The sequence below is a fragment of the Marinobacter bohaiensis genome (assembly GCF_003258515.1).
GTDB classification, from domain to species: Bacteria; Pseudomonadota; Gammaproteobacteria; order Pseudomonadales; family Oleiphilaceae; genus Marinobacter_A; species Marinobacter_A bohaiensis.
In genome coordinates this window covers 621,394-638,024 of the sequence record NZ_QGEH01000001.1, presented here as the reverse complement: position 1 = coordinate 638,024, position 16,631 = coordinate 621,394, and the positions used below count along the sequence as shown (strand labels likewise).

The window sequence follows — 16,631 nt, the reverse complement described above, 5'->3', positions numbered from 1 at the left end:
CTCTGAAACGAGCACTAAAAAGGATTTGATGTGCAAACTCCGAACGTTCTGATCATTGATTCAGTTCCTGAAAACCATTTTGCCGAACCCGATGTCGAGCGCTCCGTCCTGGCGGGCTGCAACATCGTCCATATCCAGATAGCGCACATCGGGGACATCCGTCACGAGCTGATGCGTGCCGCCGATGCGGTCATCATCTGGGCAACCTTCGACACCCTCTACTTTGATAAAGCGGTGCTGTCAGAATTCACGAACTGCAAAGGCATCATCAAGGCCGCAGTGGGCTTCGACAACATCGATATCGAGGCGGCGCGCCAACTGAACATTCCGGTTTTCAACACGCCCGATTACGGGACCGAGGAAGTCGCCGATCATACGATGGCGATACTCCTCTCACTGTCCAGAAAAATCGCCGAGTTAAACGAGCATGTCCGTGCAGGTGGATGGGACTGGGCCGTCAGTAAACCCATCAAGCGGCTCAGAGGATGCAACCTTGGCATCGTTGGCTTTGGCCGGATCGGGCAGGCCGTTGCGAGACGCGCTCAACCGTTCGGTTTGAACGTCGGTTTCTATGACCCGTACCTGCCCAGCGGCGTTGAAAAATCCCAGGGCGTCCTTCGGTTTGAAAGCCTGGATGACCTGGCCCGGGTATCCGACATCGTGTCGGTGAACAGTTCGCTCAACGCCAGCTCACAGAACCTGATCAATGACGCCACCTTTCAGGTCATGCCCGACGGCGTCATCCTCATTAACACCGCCCGAGGGGCCATCATAAATTCCGACGATCTGTTGCAAGGCATCCGGCAGAACAAGGTTGCCTACGCCGGCCTCGATGTTCTCGAGTCAGAGCCCGACATTCCCGACAGTTTCCGATCGAATCCTCGGGTTCTACTGACGCCCCACTCCGCCTTCTATTCGGAAGAGTCCTTTCTGGAGATGAGAACGAAATCCGCCCAGATGGCTCTGTCCCTGCTTTCCAACAAACCCACCAGAAACCTCGTTAACAGCAGTCGACCGATCCACCTGTACACTTCGGAAGAGAGACTATGATATGGACGTTATAGCGACAACAGCAGAACAGGACTCCACAGAATCCAGGTTTGCCGAGAAAGTAACTCCTTACTTACGCGATTTGATGGAGAGCAGTGAGGCCATTCGGGAGATGTACCAGCTCAATCCCGAGCTGGAGAACCTGGAAGCCGATACCAGCGTTGACCTTCTCAATGAAAAGACATCGACCCCGGTCTTTGGAACCGTCAAGAAGTACGAGGGACAACTTCTGGCTCTGCTGTCTTACACCTGTGTATCCAACTGCCGGTATTGCGAACGTCAGGATCGAGTCGGGGTTGGTCTGGATTCTGCGGGCCGACTGACCAAGGAAAAAATCGACAACATCATCGATTACGTTGCCGGCGACGAAACGATTTATGAAGTCATCGCAAGCGGTGGCGATCCGCTCACAAACCCCAAAGGCCTTCGTTATCTGTTCGAGGAATTAAGCAAGCTCGAGCATGTCAAGGTGCTCCGCATCCACACACGGTTTCCGCTCCAGAATCCGGACAAGGTCGACCTGAAGCTGATGGCAGATTTGAGTCAGCTCCGGGAAGCGGTCTATTTCAGTCTACACATTGACCACCCTGACGAGCTGACGCCAAAAGCCATCAAGCTTATCGCGGAACTCAAAGCCATGGGTTACATCATGATCACCCAAACAGTTTTCCTCAAAGGCATCAATGACTCGGTGGAGACACTGAAAGACCTGTTCCTGAAACTGTTCGAACTGGGCGTTCGCCCCTATTACATCTATCACGGCCAGGAAGTCACATCGACCCGACGTTTCGTCATGGACCTTGACGATGAGGTCAACATCATGACCGACCTGAGAAATCAGCTGTCAGGCCTCGCCTTTCCGCAACACGTCATCGACATACCGGGCGCATCGGGCAAAGTCGTTGTGCCGAGTAACCACTGGTCCTACGACTCGGGCAGCGTGTCCGACTTCAAAGGCAAGCGCGTTACAACATCCGACTGGAATGAAATTGCTCAAGGGAAAGGACATTGAAACCACTCTATTTTGTTCTCCAGAACATCGTCACGTTCAGGTCGGACTTCAAGAACCTTGCGAATGAGGCGCGGCACGATCTAGTCCTGATTACCGGGGAGCTGGGTCTGTCGAATCTCGGCAATGACCAGAAGAAGTTCTTCGCCGATATCGTCGTCACAGACCCGTTCGACTTCCGGTCTATCACCGAAGAGATCCACCGCTATCTGACGATCAAAACGGTAAACGACCTGAATGACGTCCGGATTCTGTGCAACGACGAGTATCACCTCGGCACGGCTGCACACCTCCGGCAACATTTCGGCATCACCGGCGCGTTACCGGACACGATCCGTCTCTACACCAACAAGCTGGACATGAAGAAGTCGCTTGCCGCGTCCGGGATTCGCCTGCCTCACTACCTGGCTTTTGATCCGGTCACGTACAAGGCATCGCCGGCTGCATACACGCGGCACATCGAGGCGAAACTGGGTTATCCCGTATTCGCAAAACCCGTCGATTCCGCAGGCAGCGAAGGGGTCAGGAAGCTGGACTCGAGGCCCGAGCTGGAGGCGTGGCTGAGCGAGCACGCAACAACGGAGAACTACGAACTCGACGAGTTCCTCCAGGGCACCCTGTACCACATCGACGCGGTTAATGTCGGTGGCCAGAGCCGGGAAATCTTCGTGAGCGAGAACGCCTACCCCAATGCCTGCTTCCTGGAAGGGCTGCCCATGGGCAGCATCCCCATCGCTTCAGACTCGGACATGTATGCGCGGCTGGTCGCGTTCAACGCCCGAGTTGTTGAAGCCCTGGGGGGCGCTCCTTCTGGCGCCACTCACCTGGAAGTTTTCGTCACACTGAATGACGAACTCGTTTTCCTGGAAATTGCGGCGAGAGCCCCCGGGGGATGGATCCCTCAAATGCACCACAAGCGAACGGGAAACAACATCGAAGAACAGCACTTCAGGGCCCAGATGGGCGTGTATGAAGCGCCGGACTGTATAGACGGGCTGTATGCCGCCTGGATGTGGTACCCGAAAATTGAGGGTGTCAGGCTCGATGCGAGCCATCCGCTCGAGATAGAAAGCCCTTACCAGGTGGCCTGGGACGTGAGTGAGGCATCGGCCCAAACTCGTCCCGCAAGCATACGGGATAAAGTGGGGGGCATTCTCTTATGGAACGACGACCTGACCCATCTCAGACGGGATTTTTTCTGGCTTCGTGATCAGTACCGGCCCTATCGCCAGGAGCCGGTCGCCCCCGTTTCGATCGAACCGGTCCTGGCTCACGGTACAGAATCTTGAATACCCTCGGCCTGTTCCGCCTATGGCTTCCCAGCGCACTCAGCAGTGCGCTGTTAAGCATCGAACTTCCCATTATTGCGGCGACACTTTCCTATTTCCGCCCGGAGTCCTCCGCCGACTACGCGGTCGCCCTGGGGATCTTCATGTTCGCCAATTCGTTCGTGTTCCCGCTTTGCACGGTGGTCATCAAAACCAACAAATCCGCCCAGTCCTTTGCTCTGGCCGCCATCGTAACGCTCCTGGTTTTTGCCATCTTCAACCTGGCGCTTGAGCTCTTCTATGCCGCGAGGTCTCCGGCCTTCCTGGAGTTGATGCATTTCTTTTCATTATCGCTTCTGGCCGTTGGCGCAAGACGGTATTTTCAGGGCGTCTGCATCCTGGAGAACAACACCCGGATTATCTTTGGCGCGTCCGCGATTCGGATTCTTTTCTCAACCATTGGCTGCTATCTGTTTATCGTCAATGGCATCACGGAGGAGTGGGCCGCAATCTATGCCCTGGTGCTGGGAGCCTACGTTGAGGCCTTCGTCCTGATCCTATCAACCCGGTTCAGCGCTCTTTCGTTCTTCGAGCCCCGGCGTTTGTCATGGAGTGAACTTTTCAGGCCCTACTACGCTTCCTTTCTGATATTTGCAGCCACCTTGACGGCCAACTTTCTGGTGGTGGTTTGCGTCCACTTTTCGGGACGGGGCGATGACGCCCTGTTTTGGTGGCCAGCCATCTTCTCGATCATCACGTTCTCATACGCCGGGCTGATTGACCTTGAAAACATTCTGATCAAAGCCTTTCACGAAAGCATCAGCGTCCGGGTCTGCGGCCTGTTCATACTGGCCTTGATCGTCGTATTCCCGGTGTCGTTCCTTCTCCTGTCCAGGGTTCTGTTGCTGACACTGCCGCTGGACGAAATATTCCATTCGGCCTTATCGAGGCATGCGACCCTGGCCGGCGTCTGTCTGGTTCCCGTATTCATTATCTTCAGGGCGGCGTTCCGGGCTTACTTCATCCATCACTCTCAATCAAAATCCATAAATGTAGCGGTCGCGACCTCACTGTTTTTCACCACGCTGTTCTACTCGTCCATCGACGTGGCATTCGCCAACCTGGATTTCCTGCTCGTGGTCTTCCTGAGCTTCATTGTTGTCGAACTAATTGTTTATCTGATCAGTTGGCAACTTCTCAATTCGGAGAGCCGGAGCAGCCGGTTGGCCTGACCGGCCAGGCGAACAAGAGGCCGCGCCGGCAGGGACCGGGCCCCGCCTTACCCCTCGCTCTCAATCGCCACGTTCGACCGCATCACCGCCTTGTCCCGTCCCGGCGGTGCGCCAAACAGCTTGCGGTAGTCGCGACTGAACTGGGACGGGCTTTCGTAGCCAACCTGGTAGCCGACACTGGCCACCTCATGGGCGCTGAGCAGAAGGCGCCGGGCCTCCTGCAGGCGCACCCGCTTCTGGAATTGCACCGGCGTGAGCTGGGTCATGGCTTTGAAATGCCGGTGGAACGACGCCGGACTCATGCTCGCCATCGCCGCCAGCTCCGCCACTTTGAAGGGCTGCTGGTAGTTAGCGTGCATCCAGGCGGTCACCCGTCCAATGCGGGCGGTGTCACTGTCTTTCATGCCGACTTGCTGCAGGGCCGGCCCCAGCGGTGAGCGCAGCAGACGCCAGCCAATCTCCCGGCGGATCAGGGGCTCCATGACCTCGCGATCCTCCGGTTCATCCAGCAAACGGAGCAGGCGGGTGACAGGATCGTACAGGTCGTCCGGCACCGGGGCGGTCACCAGTGCCGCCTGTTTCGGCCCCCGGTAAGCCACTTCCGGGTGGGCCACCAACAGCTCGGCCATCATGGCCGGATCGATGGACAGGCTGAGCGCCAGATACGGCTTGTCGGGCGCGGCCTCCACGATGCGGGAATTCACCGGCAGGTTGACGGAGGCGAACAGACACTCGCCCAGGCGATAGTGATACGCCGTCTCCCCGATGGCCGTCACCTTGGCCCCCTGCAGCACGATACAGAACGAGGTCTGGTACAGGGCGCGAATGGTACCGCTGGGCTGTTCGGCACGGGTCAGGCGCAAGCCGTCGATCGCGGTTTCCGGACCCTGGGCCAGCCATTGCCGCTCCACAAGATCACGGAGCTGCGTCAGGGCGGGATTGTCCGGTTGCATCGAAATGACATTGGGCTGGGCGGTCATGGGCGTCTCCTTTGCTGGTTCGATGATAGGCGTTCCGGCACGTCGCTGCAGCATGGGCACCCTTGTTTGCGGCCACCTTGATAGGATCGGGCAATCGCCTGCGAGTTTCCGCCAGCCCGACCCGGCCCGGTTCACCGTAGCATGGACCCACTGCCCTGCTCCGGCAGGTTATTCCGCAAAGCCGGCTCTTTCACAACGATGAGGTGAATGGTTATGACGACACCCAATATTCCCGGATCCACCGATGACGCGCCCCTGCGCCTGCGCACGCTGGGCCACTCGGGCCTGTTTGTTTCGGAACTGTGCCTGGGCACCATGACCTTCGGCGGCGGCGACGACATGTGGGGGCTGATCGGTCAGCTGGAACAGGAGCCCGCCGACGAGCTGGTGAAAACCGCCCTGGAGGCGGGCATCAACTTCATCGACACCGCCAACGTCTACGGCGGCGGCAACAGCGAGCGCATCGTCGGCCAGTCGCTGAAGAACCTCGGGGTGCGTCGCGAGGACGTGGTCCTGGCGACCAAGGTGCTGGGCCCGATGGGCGCCGGCCCCAACGCCCGGGGCGCGTCCCGCGGCCATATCATGAACGAGTGCAAGGCCAGCCTGCAGCGCCTGCAGACCGACTACATTGACCTGTACCAGATCCACGGTTTTGACCCGGCCACGCCCATCGAGGAAACCCTGGAGGCGCTGGACACCCTGGTCCGGCACGGCCATATCCGCTACATCGGCCTGTCGAACTGGGCCGCCTGGCAGGTGATGAAAGCCGTGGGCATCGCCCGGGCCCGCCAGCTTTGTCCGATCCTGTCGCTGCAGGCCTATTACACCCTGGTGGGTCGGGACCTGGAGCGGGAAGTGATTCCCATGCTGGAATCCGAGAACATCGGCCTGATGGTGTGGAGCCCGCTGGCCGGTGGTTACCTGTCCGGCAAATACGAGGGGCCAGACGCCTCCGCGGAAAACCGCCGCGCCAAGTTCGACTTCCCACCGGTGAACCGGGAGCGCGGTAGCGAGATCATCGCGGTCCTGCGCGAGATCGCCGCCGGCAAAACCCTGGGCGGGCAGTCGGTCAGTGTGGCGCAGACCGCCCTCGCCTGGCTGCTCCACCAGAACGCGGTGAGCAGCGTCATCGTCGGCGCCAAGCGGGTGGATCAACTGCAGGACAACATCCGCGCGGCGCAGATTCGCTTCTCCGACGACGAACTGGCCGCCCTGGATGAGGTCAGCCGCTTGCCAGCGGAATATCCGGGCTGGATGCTGGAACGTCAGGGAGAGTACCGCGCCCACATGAAAGGGTGAGGTCCGAGGCGCCCCCGGTCCCTTCCCCCGGGGGCGCCCCGACGATCGACGTCTAGAATCCCTCCAACACGATCTTGCCCACCGCACGCCCGGACTCCAGTTCGGCGTGTGCGGCCTTGAGGTTCTCAGCATTGATCCGGCCCAGGTGCTTGCCGGTCGTGGTCCGGATGTAACCCCGGTCCACCAGATCCGCGACCTGTTCAAGCAGCTCGTGCTGGGCCTGCATGTCGCGGGACTGATGCATGGAGCGGGCAAACATGAACTCGATATGCAGCGAGAGGCTCTTGGGTTTGATCTTCATGACGTCCAGCGCAGCCGGGTCGTCGATAAAGGCGATGCGCCCAAACGGTACGAGCACATCCACGTAGCTCTCAAAGTACCGATCGGTGGCGTTGAGACTCGCCACATGCGTCACGGCCTCGATCCTGCCGGCGTCGATCAGGGCATCGATCTGCGGTTTCAGCGGCTCGCCATGATCCACGACGACATCCGCTCCCAGGTCTTTGACCCAGTTGCGGGATGCTTCCCGTGAGGCCGTGGCAATGACGGTGGCTCCGGTCAGCGTCTTGGCCAGTTGGATCAATATGGAGCCGACGCCACCGGCCGCGCCCACGACCAGAAGGACGTCGTCCGAGCTCGCCGAGGCGCCGGGCGCCTGCCGTGCCAGTTCCAGGTGTTCGAACAGCAACTCCCACGCGGTAATGGTGGTCAGCGGCAGAGCCGCGGCATCGGCATCAGACAGGCTCTTCGGTTTGTGGCCGACGATGCGCTCGTCAACGAGCTGATACTCGGCGTTGCAGCCGGGACGAGTCACGTCGCCGGCGTAGTACACCGTGTCCCCCGGCTGGAACCCGGTGACGTCAGGTCCGGTGGCCACCACCTCACCCACCGCGTCCCAACCGATCACCTTGTACTGTCCCTCCTCGGCCGGCGCTCTCTGGCGGATCTTGTAATCCACCGGATTGACGGCAATCGCCTTCACCTGAACCAGTAAATCACGGCCCTCGGCCAAGGGCTGGGGCAGCTCAATATCAAGCAGCGATTCCGCCTCGGTAATCGGCAGTGCCTGGGTATAGCCAATCGCTTTCATCGGGTGACCTCCTGTTTGGTCGCGAGTGTTCGAGGAATCGATGGTCGTCAGTGTGGCGCTGGATTAGACTTTCAAAAACAGCCGAATCACTGAAACATTCTCTAAAATTTTTTGACAATATGACGCTCGAAGACTTACAGGTCGTACTCAAAGTCGCCGAATTCCGCAGTATCACCGCGGCAGCCATCAGTCTGGACATGCGAACAGCCACCGCCAGCGCGGCCGTCAAACGGGTGGAAAAAGCTCTCGGGGCCGAGCTGTTCGTGCGCACCACGCGCCAACTGCGCCTCTCAGGCGCCGGCGAGAAATATCTGCCACAGTGCGAACAGGCGCTGCACATGCTTGAGCTGGCACGCCACAACATCCGGGATGATCGGGAGACGGTGGAGGGGGAACTGCGGCTGGCCGTATCATCAGACCTGGGGCGTAATCTGGTCATTCCCTGGCTGGACGAGCTAATGGCGGAGCAGCCCGATCTCAGCTTGCGGGTGAATGTCAGCGACAGCAACATCGATTTCTATCGGGATTCGGTGGACATGGCGCTGCGTTACGGCTCGCCGGACGACGCGAGCCTGTTCGGCTTCAAGATCTGCGACATCTACGGCGTGTTGTGCGCAACGCAGGCCTACCTCGACCAGCACGGCTGGCCCGGACACCCTCACGACCTGGCGCCCCACAACGGGTTGTTCTATCAGTTGCAGGACATCCCCCACGATACTTGGACGTTTACCCGGGAGGGCCAGCGGTTCAAGGTGCGCATGCACGGCAACCGCTCGTCCAATGACGGCGACCTGGTGCGTCGATGGTGTGTGGCAGGATTGGGCATCGCGGTCAAATCCTGTCTCGACATGTCAGACGACCTGCTGGCAGGCCGCGTCATCAGCATCATGCCGGAATACCAGACCCGCATGACCGAACTCTGGCTAATCTGTCCCAGTCGCCAGTCCATCACGCCGGCCGTGCGTTTGCTGAGGGACCGGCTGAGGGAAAAGTGCGCCGGCATTCTGGACGAGCTGGCCCGTCACGGCCACATCAGACGCTCGCGGGGATAATGCACCCGCAGGTTGCTCCGAGAGCCTGGCGGTGCCAGCAGGCAACACACGACCTGCACGTCGTCATGGCGCATCCACCGGCTTCCCATGCCGTTGGAGCCAAGGTACCTTGAGACCATCCGCATCCAGACGCCCCGGTGTTTTGCACCCACCCAAACAAGGAGGTCACATGAAAACAATCGGTCTGCTCGGCGGCATGAGCTGGGAGAGCACGGAAGGCTACTACCGCGCCATCAACGAGGGCGTCAAAAACGCTCTGGGTGGTCTGCACTCCGCCCGGATCGCCCTGTACAGCGTCGATTTCGAGCCCATCGAGAAGCTGCAGCACGAGGGAGACTGGGACGGCACAGCGACGATCCTCGCAGACGCGGCCCGGCGCGTGCAGGCCGCCGGCGCCGACTTCCTGCTCATCGGCACGAACACGATGCACAAGGTTGCCCCGCAGATCGAACAGGCCATCGACATCCCGCTGCTCCATATCGCCGATGCGACGGCAGAGGCGCTGGTACAGGACGGCATCAAGACGGTGGGCCTCCTGGGCACCGCATTCACCATGGAACAGGATTTCTACAAGGGCCGGCTGAGCGAAAACCACGGACTCAACGTTCAGATCCCGGACGAAGACGACCGTCGGACTGTCCACAGGATCATTTACGAAGAGCTCTGTCTCGGAACGATCAAGCCTGAGTCGAAAGCCGAGTACCTGCGCATCATCGACCGGCTTGCGGACCGGGGCGCGGAGGCCGTGATTCTTGGCTGTACCGAGATTGGCATGCTGGTCAGTCAGGAAGATACCGGGGTCCGGCTGTTCGATACCACGGCGATCCATGCCCGCAAGGCGGTGGAGTACGCCCTGTAGCATGACCTTTGCGGGTGGGCCCCGATCGCTTTCGGGGCCCATGAACGTTATCGATATTGCAATCCATCCTGCGTAGCATGACCGCCATCCAGCCATAACTGCCGAGGCACCTCCAATGACACACGCCGATCTGGCGGCAAAACGCTATGCCGCCTTCCTCTTCGATATGGATGGCACACTACTGAGCTCCATTGCCTCCGCCGAACGCGTCTGGGCTGAATGGGCGCGGGAACACGGCCTCGATGTGGACGCTTTCCTGCCGACCATCCACGGTATCCAGGCCGTTGAGACGATCCGGCGCCTGGCCCTGCCGGGCGTCGACCCCGTCGCCGAAGCCGCGCGCATCACCCGGGCGGAAATCGAGAACGTGCAGGACGTCGAAGCCATCGCCGGAGCCGCCGCCTTCCTCGACAACCTGCCCGCCGAGCGCTGGGCCATCGTCACGTCCGCGCCCCGGGCGCTGGCGGAAAGCCGCCTGGCCGCCGCCGGACTGCCCCTGCCCTCGGTGCTGATCACCGCCGAGGATGTGGAACGCAGCAAACCGGCGCCGGACGCCTACCACATCGCCGCCGGGCGCCTGCGGGTCGACGCCGGCGATTGCCTGGTGTTCGAGGACGCCCCGGCCGGCATCGACGCCGGCGTGGCGGCCGGGGCCAGCGTCGTGGTGGTCACCGCCGTCCAGAGTCACCCGACGCCGGGCCAGCACCCGGCCATCGCAAGCTACGAGGGGCTGCAAGCGGTCGCGGACGATGGCGGGGTGAGCGTACAGGGCGTGCCGGGCCGGGCTTCCGTATCCAGCCAGACGGCACCGGCGCAATCATGATCAGCAAGCGCGAACAGGGCCGGATGGAGCGACGCCTGATCGCATCGCTCACCCACGCCTGCGAAGACGCCAAGCCGCTGCTCCCGGGCTTTTGCTGGCTGACCCACAGCGTCGATTACCAGCATTTTCCCGACAGCCTGGTGGTGACCTGGGTGTTCGACAACGATGCCAACCTGGCCAGCGCACTGAAGAGCGACGCCGAACAGCGCATACACCAGCTCACCGCCGACGCCCTGGACGAAGCCGGCGTGGACGTGACCGACATCGCGCGCCACGTCGATCTCGACAGCGAAGAGGCCTGTCAGCGTGTGCACGGCGGCAACTGGGAGCGCCGCCTAGAGGCCAGGCCGGTGAAGCACTGAATGGCCAGCAAGATCGACAACCCCTGCCAGTCCCTGTGCCAGCTGAAGGGCGGACTCTGTACCGGCTGCGGTCGCACCAGGGACGAGATTCGCCATTGGAAATCCATGAAGCGGCCCGAGAAGATGAAGGCGTCGAAGCGGGCTGAGCAGCGGTTGAAGAAGCTGTAGGCAGCCAGGGTCCATGGGGTCGCCCCTGACAGCCGGATCAGTGAGACGATACGTAGATGGACGGCGACTCCGGCGGCGGCAGCTCGAAGGATGAACGCATCCAGGACACCTCTTCTCGCGGCGACCGTCCAAAAAGGCGCCTGAACTCCCGGCTGAACTGCGACGAACTCTCGTAGCCCACACTCACCGATGCCGCCGCTGCGGTCATTCCGTTCCGGAACATCAGGAGTCTGGCTTGATGCAGCCGGACGCTCTTCACATACTGCATGGGCGACGTCTGCGTCACCTGCCTGAAGTGCGCGTGGAAGCTCGGCACGCTCATACGGGCTTCCTGGGCCAGCTGATGAACGTCCAGGGTGGTCGCATAGCCTGCGTGGATACGGCGGATAGCGCGGGAGATACGCCCGAAGTTGCCGTCCATATCCAACGCCGCCCGCATCGCCCCGCCCTGGGCGCCGGTGAGCACCCGGAAGTAGATCTCACGCACCATCGCCGGACCCAGAATCCGGCCGTCGTCGGGCGTGGTCATGATTTCCAGAAAGCGCTCCACGGTGGCTTCCAACGCCGGTTCCATCTCTGATGACACTATGCCGCAGGGCGCCGTCGAAGCGGGTATCCCGGCTTCCTCCAACTCGAGCAGCAGCTCTGCGGCCAGCGGTATGTTGAGGTGCAGGTAGATGGCCAGCAACGGCTTCTCGGCACTGGCGTCGGTCTCCATCGTGAACGGGACTGGAATCGACACGGCCAGATAGTGCTGGGCATCGTAGACGTAGGTCTTGTCTCCCCAATAGCCGCGCTTCCGCCCCTGGCAGACGATGACGATGCCCGGATCGTAAAGCACCGGCGTTCTGTTCAGAGGGCGGTTCGAACGCAGGAACCGCACGTCGGGCAATGCCGTCAGATTGTAACCTTCCCGAGGGGCCATAGACTCGAGCAGCGACGCCATACGTCGCGCACGCGAGTCGCCAACAGCCGGCTCGATGTTCATGCACATTGCCTCCTGATTGTTCTGTGCCCTCATTCTGGGCCTTTCGGGCCGGGAGGCAATCCGCTCATAGGAATAGGCAACAAACTCAGAAGATCTCGCGTTCGATAGCGGTACCCGCCGCTCTAGGATGCCCCCAGTTCCCGGAAGGGAGAAACGGACCATCCAAACAGAGAACAGAGCGATGCAACAGAGCAAGACGATTCTCATCACCGGTATCAGCAGTGGGTTCGGCCAGGCCCTGGCCGAGGCGGCATTGGCCGCCGGACACCGGGTCATTGGCACCGCGCGCCAGGCCAGCGCCGTTGCGGCCTTCGAGGCCCACGAATCGGGCAACGCCTATGCCCGTCAGCTTGACCTGACCGACACTCCGGCCATCGCCCGGGTCGCGGAAGACATCGAAACCACCCTCGGGCCCGTTGACGTTCTGGTCAACAACGCGGGCTATGGTCACGAAGGCATCCTGGAAGAATCGCCGACCGACGAGATGCGCCGACAGTTCGAGGTAAACGTGTTCGGCGCAGTCGAGCTGACCCAGGCACTGCTTCCCTTCTTCCGTCAGCGCCGGGCCGGGCACGTCATAAACATCACTTCGATGGGCGGGTACATCACCATGCCCGGCATCGCCTACTACTGCGGGAGCAAGTTCGCGCTTGAGGGTATTTCAGACACCCTGAGCAAGGAGCTGGCACCGTTCAACATCCACGTCACCGCCGTGGCGCCCGGCTCCTTCCGGACCGATTGGGCAGGCCGTTCCATGCGCCGCTCTCCGCGGCTGATTGCCGATTACGATGAGCTGTTTGATCCCGTCCGCCAGGCCCGCCTGGAGAAAAGCGGCCAGCAGCTCGGCAATCCAAACAAAGCCGCAAAAGCCATGCTGGATATCATTGAATCCGACGCCCCTCCCACTCACCTGCTGCTGGGAAGTGACGCGCTCAAACTGGTACGGGATCGACTGGCCGGCATGGCACAGGAAATCGACGCCTGGGAAGATCTGACGGTCTCGACGGATGGTTGACTCCATGACGATCCCGGCCGTTACCGTTTGTGTTTACACACAGCCGTCTGACCCCACGCGTTCGACCGTGCCCGGATCCCGTGATGGGGGGCTTTCGGAAACGCTTGGATAGCGCCGGGATAGCACGCCCCTCACCCGCTGATACACGGCGTGCAGGACGGGCCTGGGCGACTGCGGCCACAAGCCCGTCCGCATCGACCGCCGATCTAGTGCGAGCCCTGCATGCTGCTCAGTTTCTCCTCGATCGAGCTCAGGTTGAACGAGCCCGGCGACTGGCTGGGCGGGAATTCCTGCATGGTTTTCAGGAACTCCGCCGCCAGGCCCTGGATCGGCACGATGACGAACGCGTGGTCCAGCAGCCAGTCGTAATAGACGTTGGCGTTGTGCTGGGCCTTTTCGAACGGGTCCCGACGAAGGTTGAAGATCTGCGGTACGCGGAGCTCGACAAACGGCTCCTGCCAGACGCCGAAGGCCTCACCCCGGTTTTCCAGGAAAACGACTTTCCAGTCGTCGTAGCGGGCCGCCACCACGTTGCCGTCGTCATTGACGTACCAGAACTCCGAGCGCGGCGATGCCTCGGCGTTGCCGCTAAAGTAGTCGAGCATGTTGTAGCCGTCGATGTAGTTCTTGTAGTCGCGCCCGTCCAGGGTGACGCCGTCACGCAGCTGTTCCTTGATGTCCGCGGCGCCGGCCGCAGCGGCAAAGGTGGGCAACCAGTCTTCGTGGGAGACCAGGCCGTTAAGGGTGACGCCCTCCTGAAACTCGGCGGGCCAGCGTACGAAGGCCGGCACCCGGTAGGCGCCCTCCCAGTTGGAGTTCTTCTCACCCCGGAACGGCGTGTTGCCGGCGTCCGGCCAGGTGTTGAAGTGCGGGCCGTTGTCGGTGGAGTAGAACACGATGGTGTTGTCGGCGATGTCCAGCTCGTCCAGCAGGGTCAGGAACTGGCCGACGGTGGCGTCGTGCTCGATCATGCCGTCAGTGTACTCGTCGTTCCCTTTGTGGCGGTGCTCCTCCCGGACGTGGGTGCGGAAGTGCATACGCGTACCGTTCCACCACACGAACCAGGGTTCGCCGGCGCTGGTCTTTTCCTTGATGAACTCCATGGCGCGCTCGGAGGTCTCGTCGTCGACGGTTTCCATGCGCTTGCGGGTCAGCGGCCCGGTATCCTCGCAGGTCTGTTTGCCCCAAACACCAAAACGGGGATCTTCGGTGTTGTTGGTTTCCTCGGTGGCGTAGCAGTGCAGCACACCGCGCGGACCAAACTGTTCACGGAAGGTTTTGCCGTTGGCGAGTTTCATGTCGCCGGGATAGTCCTCGTGTTCCGGCTCCTCCTCGGCGTTCAGGTGATAGAGGTTGCCGAAGAACTCATCGAACCCGTGCACGGTGGGCAGGTGCTCGTTGCGGTCACCCTGGTGGTTCTTGCCGAACTGGCCGGTGGCGTAGCCCTGGCTCTTGAGCACCGTGGCCATCGTCACGTCGGTCTTCTGCCAGCCCTCTTTCGCGCCCGGCAGACCAACCTTGGTCATGCCGGTCCGTACCGGCACGTTACCGCCAATGAACGCGGCGCGGCCAGCGGTGCAGCTCTGCTGGCCGTAGTAGTCCGTAAAAGCAATGCCTTCGTCGGCAATGCGGTCGATGTTGGGCGTCGGATAGCCCATCATGCCGTGGCTGTTATGGCTGATGTTCCAGTAGCCAATGTCGTCGCCCCACAGCACAAGGATATTCGGTTTCTCCTGCTGCGCCGCGAAGGCTGTCCCGCTTCCCAGGATCAGCAACGCGGCGATCATCGTCCACACGCGTTCCCGGCCCTTCCCTAAGTACAGATTCATAACGCCTCCAACTTTCGTTGTGAAGACGGCGCGAACTGCTCCCTCGGCCGCTATATCATGGCACCTGGCTCAGCCAGGTCGTGCTGCAAGACAGGCCCTCGCATCCGTCCCGACCGTCGCCGGGGCGCTGACGGGAATCATGCGCCCTGGGCAACGACCGGAAAATACGCGGGTGAAACACGGTTGGGCTGGACGCCCAGACGGGCAGGAACAGCGAGCGCCCAAACCGTTGTGCCCACCGAAAGGCCTTTCCTCGAAGACGTTCGACAGGCAACGGCTCGAGCCAGTCACTGGCAACAACTACAACTACAACTACAACTGCCGGATCGAAACCGGGGTGAAACGGTTCCTCAAGAAACACTTGCAGGTCTCGCATTCCAGAGTAGTGCAATCTGGTCGATGCGCAATGCTGGAGGCGCCATCAGGAGCGACGCTGCAATCGACGCGCCGCGACGCCTGGATCGTCACGAAGAACGTCAGCGTGCGCTCCTCCGCCATTTGGAAGCGTATTCCTATAACAAAGCTGCGACTTACGCCTCCAAGTTATTTCCCCTGCGGATCACGAGTGCTGATACTGCCAGGAAGGCGCGGGATTGCAGGCACTCACGCACAGGGACGGGCAAACGATTCAGAGTCACCGGTTACCGGGAACGGAGGTGACCATGGCCAAATACCTCAACGCCCTGCCCCAGCTTTCCGGCGACGTGTTCCTGACCGACGGCGGCATCGAGACCACGCTCATTTTCCACGACGGGCTGGAACTGCCCTGCTTCGCCGCCTTCGACCTGCTGCAATCGCCCCAGGGCAAAGCCGCCCTGCGCCGCTATTTCGAGACCTACGCCGCGCTGGCCCGCAAGTACGACGTCGGCTGCATCCTCGAGAGCGCCACCTGGCGGGCCAGCTCGGACTGGGGCGACAGGCTCGGTTACTCCGCCGAACAACTCGCTGAGGCCAACAGCCAGGCCATTGCCCTGCTGTATGAGGTGCGGCAAACGTATGAGACCCGACAGACGCCGATCGTGATCAGTGGCTGCGTTGGCCCTCGGGGCGACGGTTACAGCCCCGATGCGTTCATGACCGACAGCGAGGCGAAGACCTACCACCTGCCCCAGATCACCGTCTTCCGGGATGCCGGCGCCGACCTGGTGACCGGCATCACCATGACCCACACCGGCGAAGCCATCGGCATCGCCCGAGGCGCAATGGCCGTGGGTATGCCGGTGGTGTTGTCATTCACTGTGGAAACGGACGGGAAACTGCCCAGCGGCAAACCCCTGGGTGAAGCCATCGAAGAAGTGGACGAGGCCACCGGGAACGGGCCCATCTACTACATGATCAACTGCGCCCATCCCACGCATTTCATGACCACTCTGGAAACCGGAGGCGGCTGGCGGTCCCGCCTTCGCGGCCTGCGCGCCAACGCGTCGGCCAAGAGCCACGCCGAACTCGACGAGGCAACGGCACTGGACGAAGGCCATCCGGAAGAACTGGCCCGGCAATACAGTGACGTGCGCCGCCTGCTGCCCAATCTCAATGTGTTCGGCGGCTGCTGCGGTACCGACCAGCGGCATGTGGAGGCGATTTGCAGGGCAGTGCTGGCGGCTTGA

16 protein-coding genes are annotated in these 16,631 nt (G+C 61.2%); 12 read left to right on the top strand and 4 right to left on the bottom strand.

Annotation, left to right across the window (positions count from 1 at the left end; all coding sequences use genetic code 11):
- The first annotated feature begins 30 nt into the window (after positions 1 to 30).
- The 4 genes from DKK67_RS02800 to DKK67_RS02785 are packed head-to-tail and all read left to right on the top strand — an operon-like array spanning position 31 to position 4,559.
- Positions 31 to 1,050 carry a C-terminal binding protein gene (locus DKK67_RS02800; protein ID WP_111494190.1) on the top strand — a complete coding sequence of 340 codons (1,020 nt, stop codon included), beginning with the start codon at positions 31 to 33 and terminating at the stop codon, positions 1,048 to 1,050.
- A gap of 1 nt (position 1,051) precedes the next feature.
- Positions 1,052 to 2,062 (top strand): KamA family radical SAM protein, encoded by a 1,011-nt coding sequence (locus tag DKK67_RS02795; RefSeq protein ID WP_111494188.1) that lies wholly within the window; start codon positions 1,052 to 1,054, stop codon positions 2,060 to 2,062.
- Positions 2,059 to 3,348 (top strand): ATP-grasp domain-containing protein, encoded by a 1,290-nt coding sequence (locus DKK67_RS02790; protein WP_111494186.1) that lies wholly within the window; start codon positions 2,059 to 2,061, stop codon positions 3,346 to 3,348. Before DKK67_RS02795 ends, DKK67_RS02790 begins: the two co-directional genes overlap by 4 nt.
- The gene (locus tag DKK67_RS02785) at positions 3,345 to 4,559 is read left to right on the top strand and encodes a hypothetical protein (RefSeq protein WP_111494184.1); all 1,215 of its coding nucleotides are present in this window, start codon (positions 3,345 to 3,347) and stop codon (positions 4,557 to 4,559) included. The genes DKK67_RS02790 and DKK67_RS02785 overlap by 4 nt, the downstream gene beginning before the upstream one ends.
- Before the next feature lie 47 nt (positions 4,560 to 4,606).
- Here DKK67_RS02785 and DKK67_RS02780 read toward each other — a convergent pair whose 3' ends face one another.
- Positions 4,607 to 5,539 carry an AraC family transcriptional regulator gene (locus DKK67_RS02780; protein WP_111494182.1) on the bottom strand — a complete coding sequence of 311 codons (933 nt, stop codon included), beginning with the start codon at positions 5,537 to 5,539 and terminating at the stop codon, positions 4,607 to 4,609.
- Between the two features lie 213 nt (positions 5,540 to 5,752).
- Between DKK67_RS02780 and DKK67_RS02775 the strand changes: the two genes are divergently transcribed.
- Positions 5,753 to 6,838, top strand: coding sequence for an aldo/keto reductase (locus tag DKK67_RS02775; protein ID WP_111496737.1), 1,086 nt, complete (start codon positions 5,753 to 5,755; stop codon positions 6,836 to 6,838).
- A 52-nt stretch (positions 6,839 to 6,890) separates the two neighbouring features.
- Here the strand turns inward: DKK67_RS02775 and DKK67_RS02770 are convergent, their stop codons facing one another.
- Positions 6,891 to 7,928 carry a zinc-binding alcohol dehydrogenase family protein gene (locus DKK67_RS02770; RefSeq protein ID WP_111494180.1) on the bottom strand — a complete coding sequence of 346 codons (1,038 nt, stop codon included), beginning with the start codon at positions 7,926 to 7,928 and terminating at the stop codon, positions 6,891 to 6,893.
- Positions 7,929 to 8,047: 119 nt separating this feature from the next.
- On the opposite strand from DKK67_RS02770, the gene DKK67_RS02765 reads away from it, so the two are divergent.
- The 5 genes from DKK67_RS02765 to DKK67_RS02745 all read left to right on the top strand — a co-directional run bounded on the left by DKK67_RS02765 (position 8,048) and on the right by DKK67_RS02745 (position 11,192).
- Positions 8,048 to 8,980 carry a LysR family transcriptional regulator gene (locus tag DKK67_RS02765; protein ID WP_111494178.1) on the top strand — a complete coding sequence of 311 codons (933 nt, stop codon included), beginning with the start codon at positions 8,048 to 8,050 and terminating at the stop codon, positions 8,978 to 8,980.
- Between the two features lie 169 nt (positions 8,981 to 9,149).
- Complete coding sequence (locus DKK67_RS02760; RefSeq protein ID WP_111494176.1) at positions 9,150 to 9,839, top strand: aspartate/glutamate racemase family protein; 690 nt, start codon at positions 9,150 to 9,152, stop codon at positions 9,837 to 9,839.
- Positions 9,840 to 9,954: 115 nt separating this feature from the next.
- Positions 9,955 to 10,662 (top strand): HAD-IA family hydrolase, encoded by a 708-nt coding sequence (locus tag DKK67_RS02755; RefSeq protein ID WP_111494174.1) that lies wholly within the window; start codon positions 9,955 to 9,957, stop codon positions 10,660 to 10,662.
- Entirely contained in the window at positions 10,659 to 11,024 is a 366-nt protein-coding gene (locus tag DKK67_RS02750; RefSeq protein ID WP_111494172.1) for a hypothetical protein, read from the top strand. The genes DKK67_RS02755 and DKK67_RS02750 overlap by 4 nt, the downstream gene beginning before the upstream one ends.
- Entirely contained in the window at positions 11,025 to 11,192 is a 168-nt protein-coding gene (locus DKK67_RS02745; protein WP_111494170.1) for a DUF1289 domain-containing protein, read from the top strand.
- Positions 11,193 to 11,229: 37 nt separating this feature from the next.
- Here the strand turns inward: DKK67_RS02745 and DKK67_RS02740 are convergent, their stop codons facing one another.
- Complete coding sequence (locus tag DKK67_RS02740) at positions 11,230 to 12,180, bottom strand: AraC family transcriptional regulator (protein WP_111494168.1); 951 nt, start codon at positions 12,178 to 12,180, stop codon at positions 11,230 to 11,232.
- Between the two features lie 181 nt (positions 12,181 to 12,361).
- On the opposite strand from DKK67_RS02740, the gene DKK67_RS02735 reads away from it, so the two are divergent.
- On the top strand, positions 12,362 to 13,195 hold the full coding sequence (locus DKK67_RS02735; RefSeq protein WP_111494166.1) for an oxidoreductase: 834 nt from the start codon (positions 12,362 to 12,364) through the stop codon (positions 13,193 to 13,195).
- Between the two features lie 206 nt (positions 13,196 to 13,401).
- Here the strand turns inward: DKK67_RS02735 and DKK67_RS02730 are convergent, their stop codons facing one another.
- Positions 13,402 to 15,024, bottom strand: a complete 1,623-nt coding sequence (locus DKK67_RS02730; protein WP_111494164.1) for an arylsulfatase — start codon at positions 15,022 to 15,024, stop codon at positions 13,402 to 13,404.
- Positions 15,025 to 15,686: 662 nt separating this feature from the next.
- On the opposite strand from DKK67_RS02730, the gene DKK67_RS02725 reads away from it, so the two are divergent.
- Complete coding sequence (locus DKK67_RS02725; RefSeq protein ID WP_111494162.1) at positions 15,687 to 16,631, top strand: homocysteine S-methyltransferase family protein; 945 nt, start codon at positions 15,687 to 15,689, stop codon at positions 16,629 to 16,631.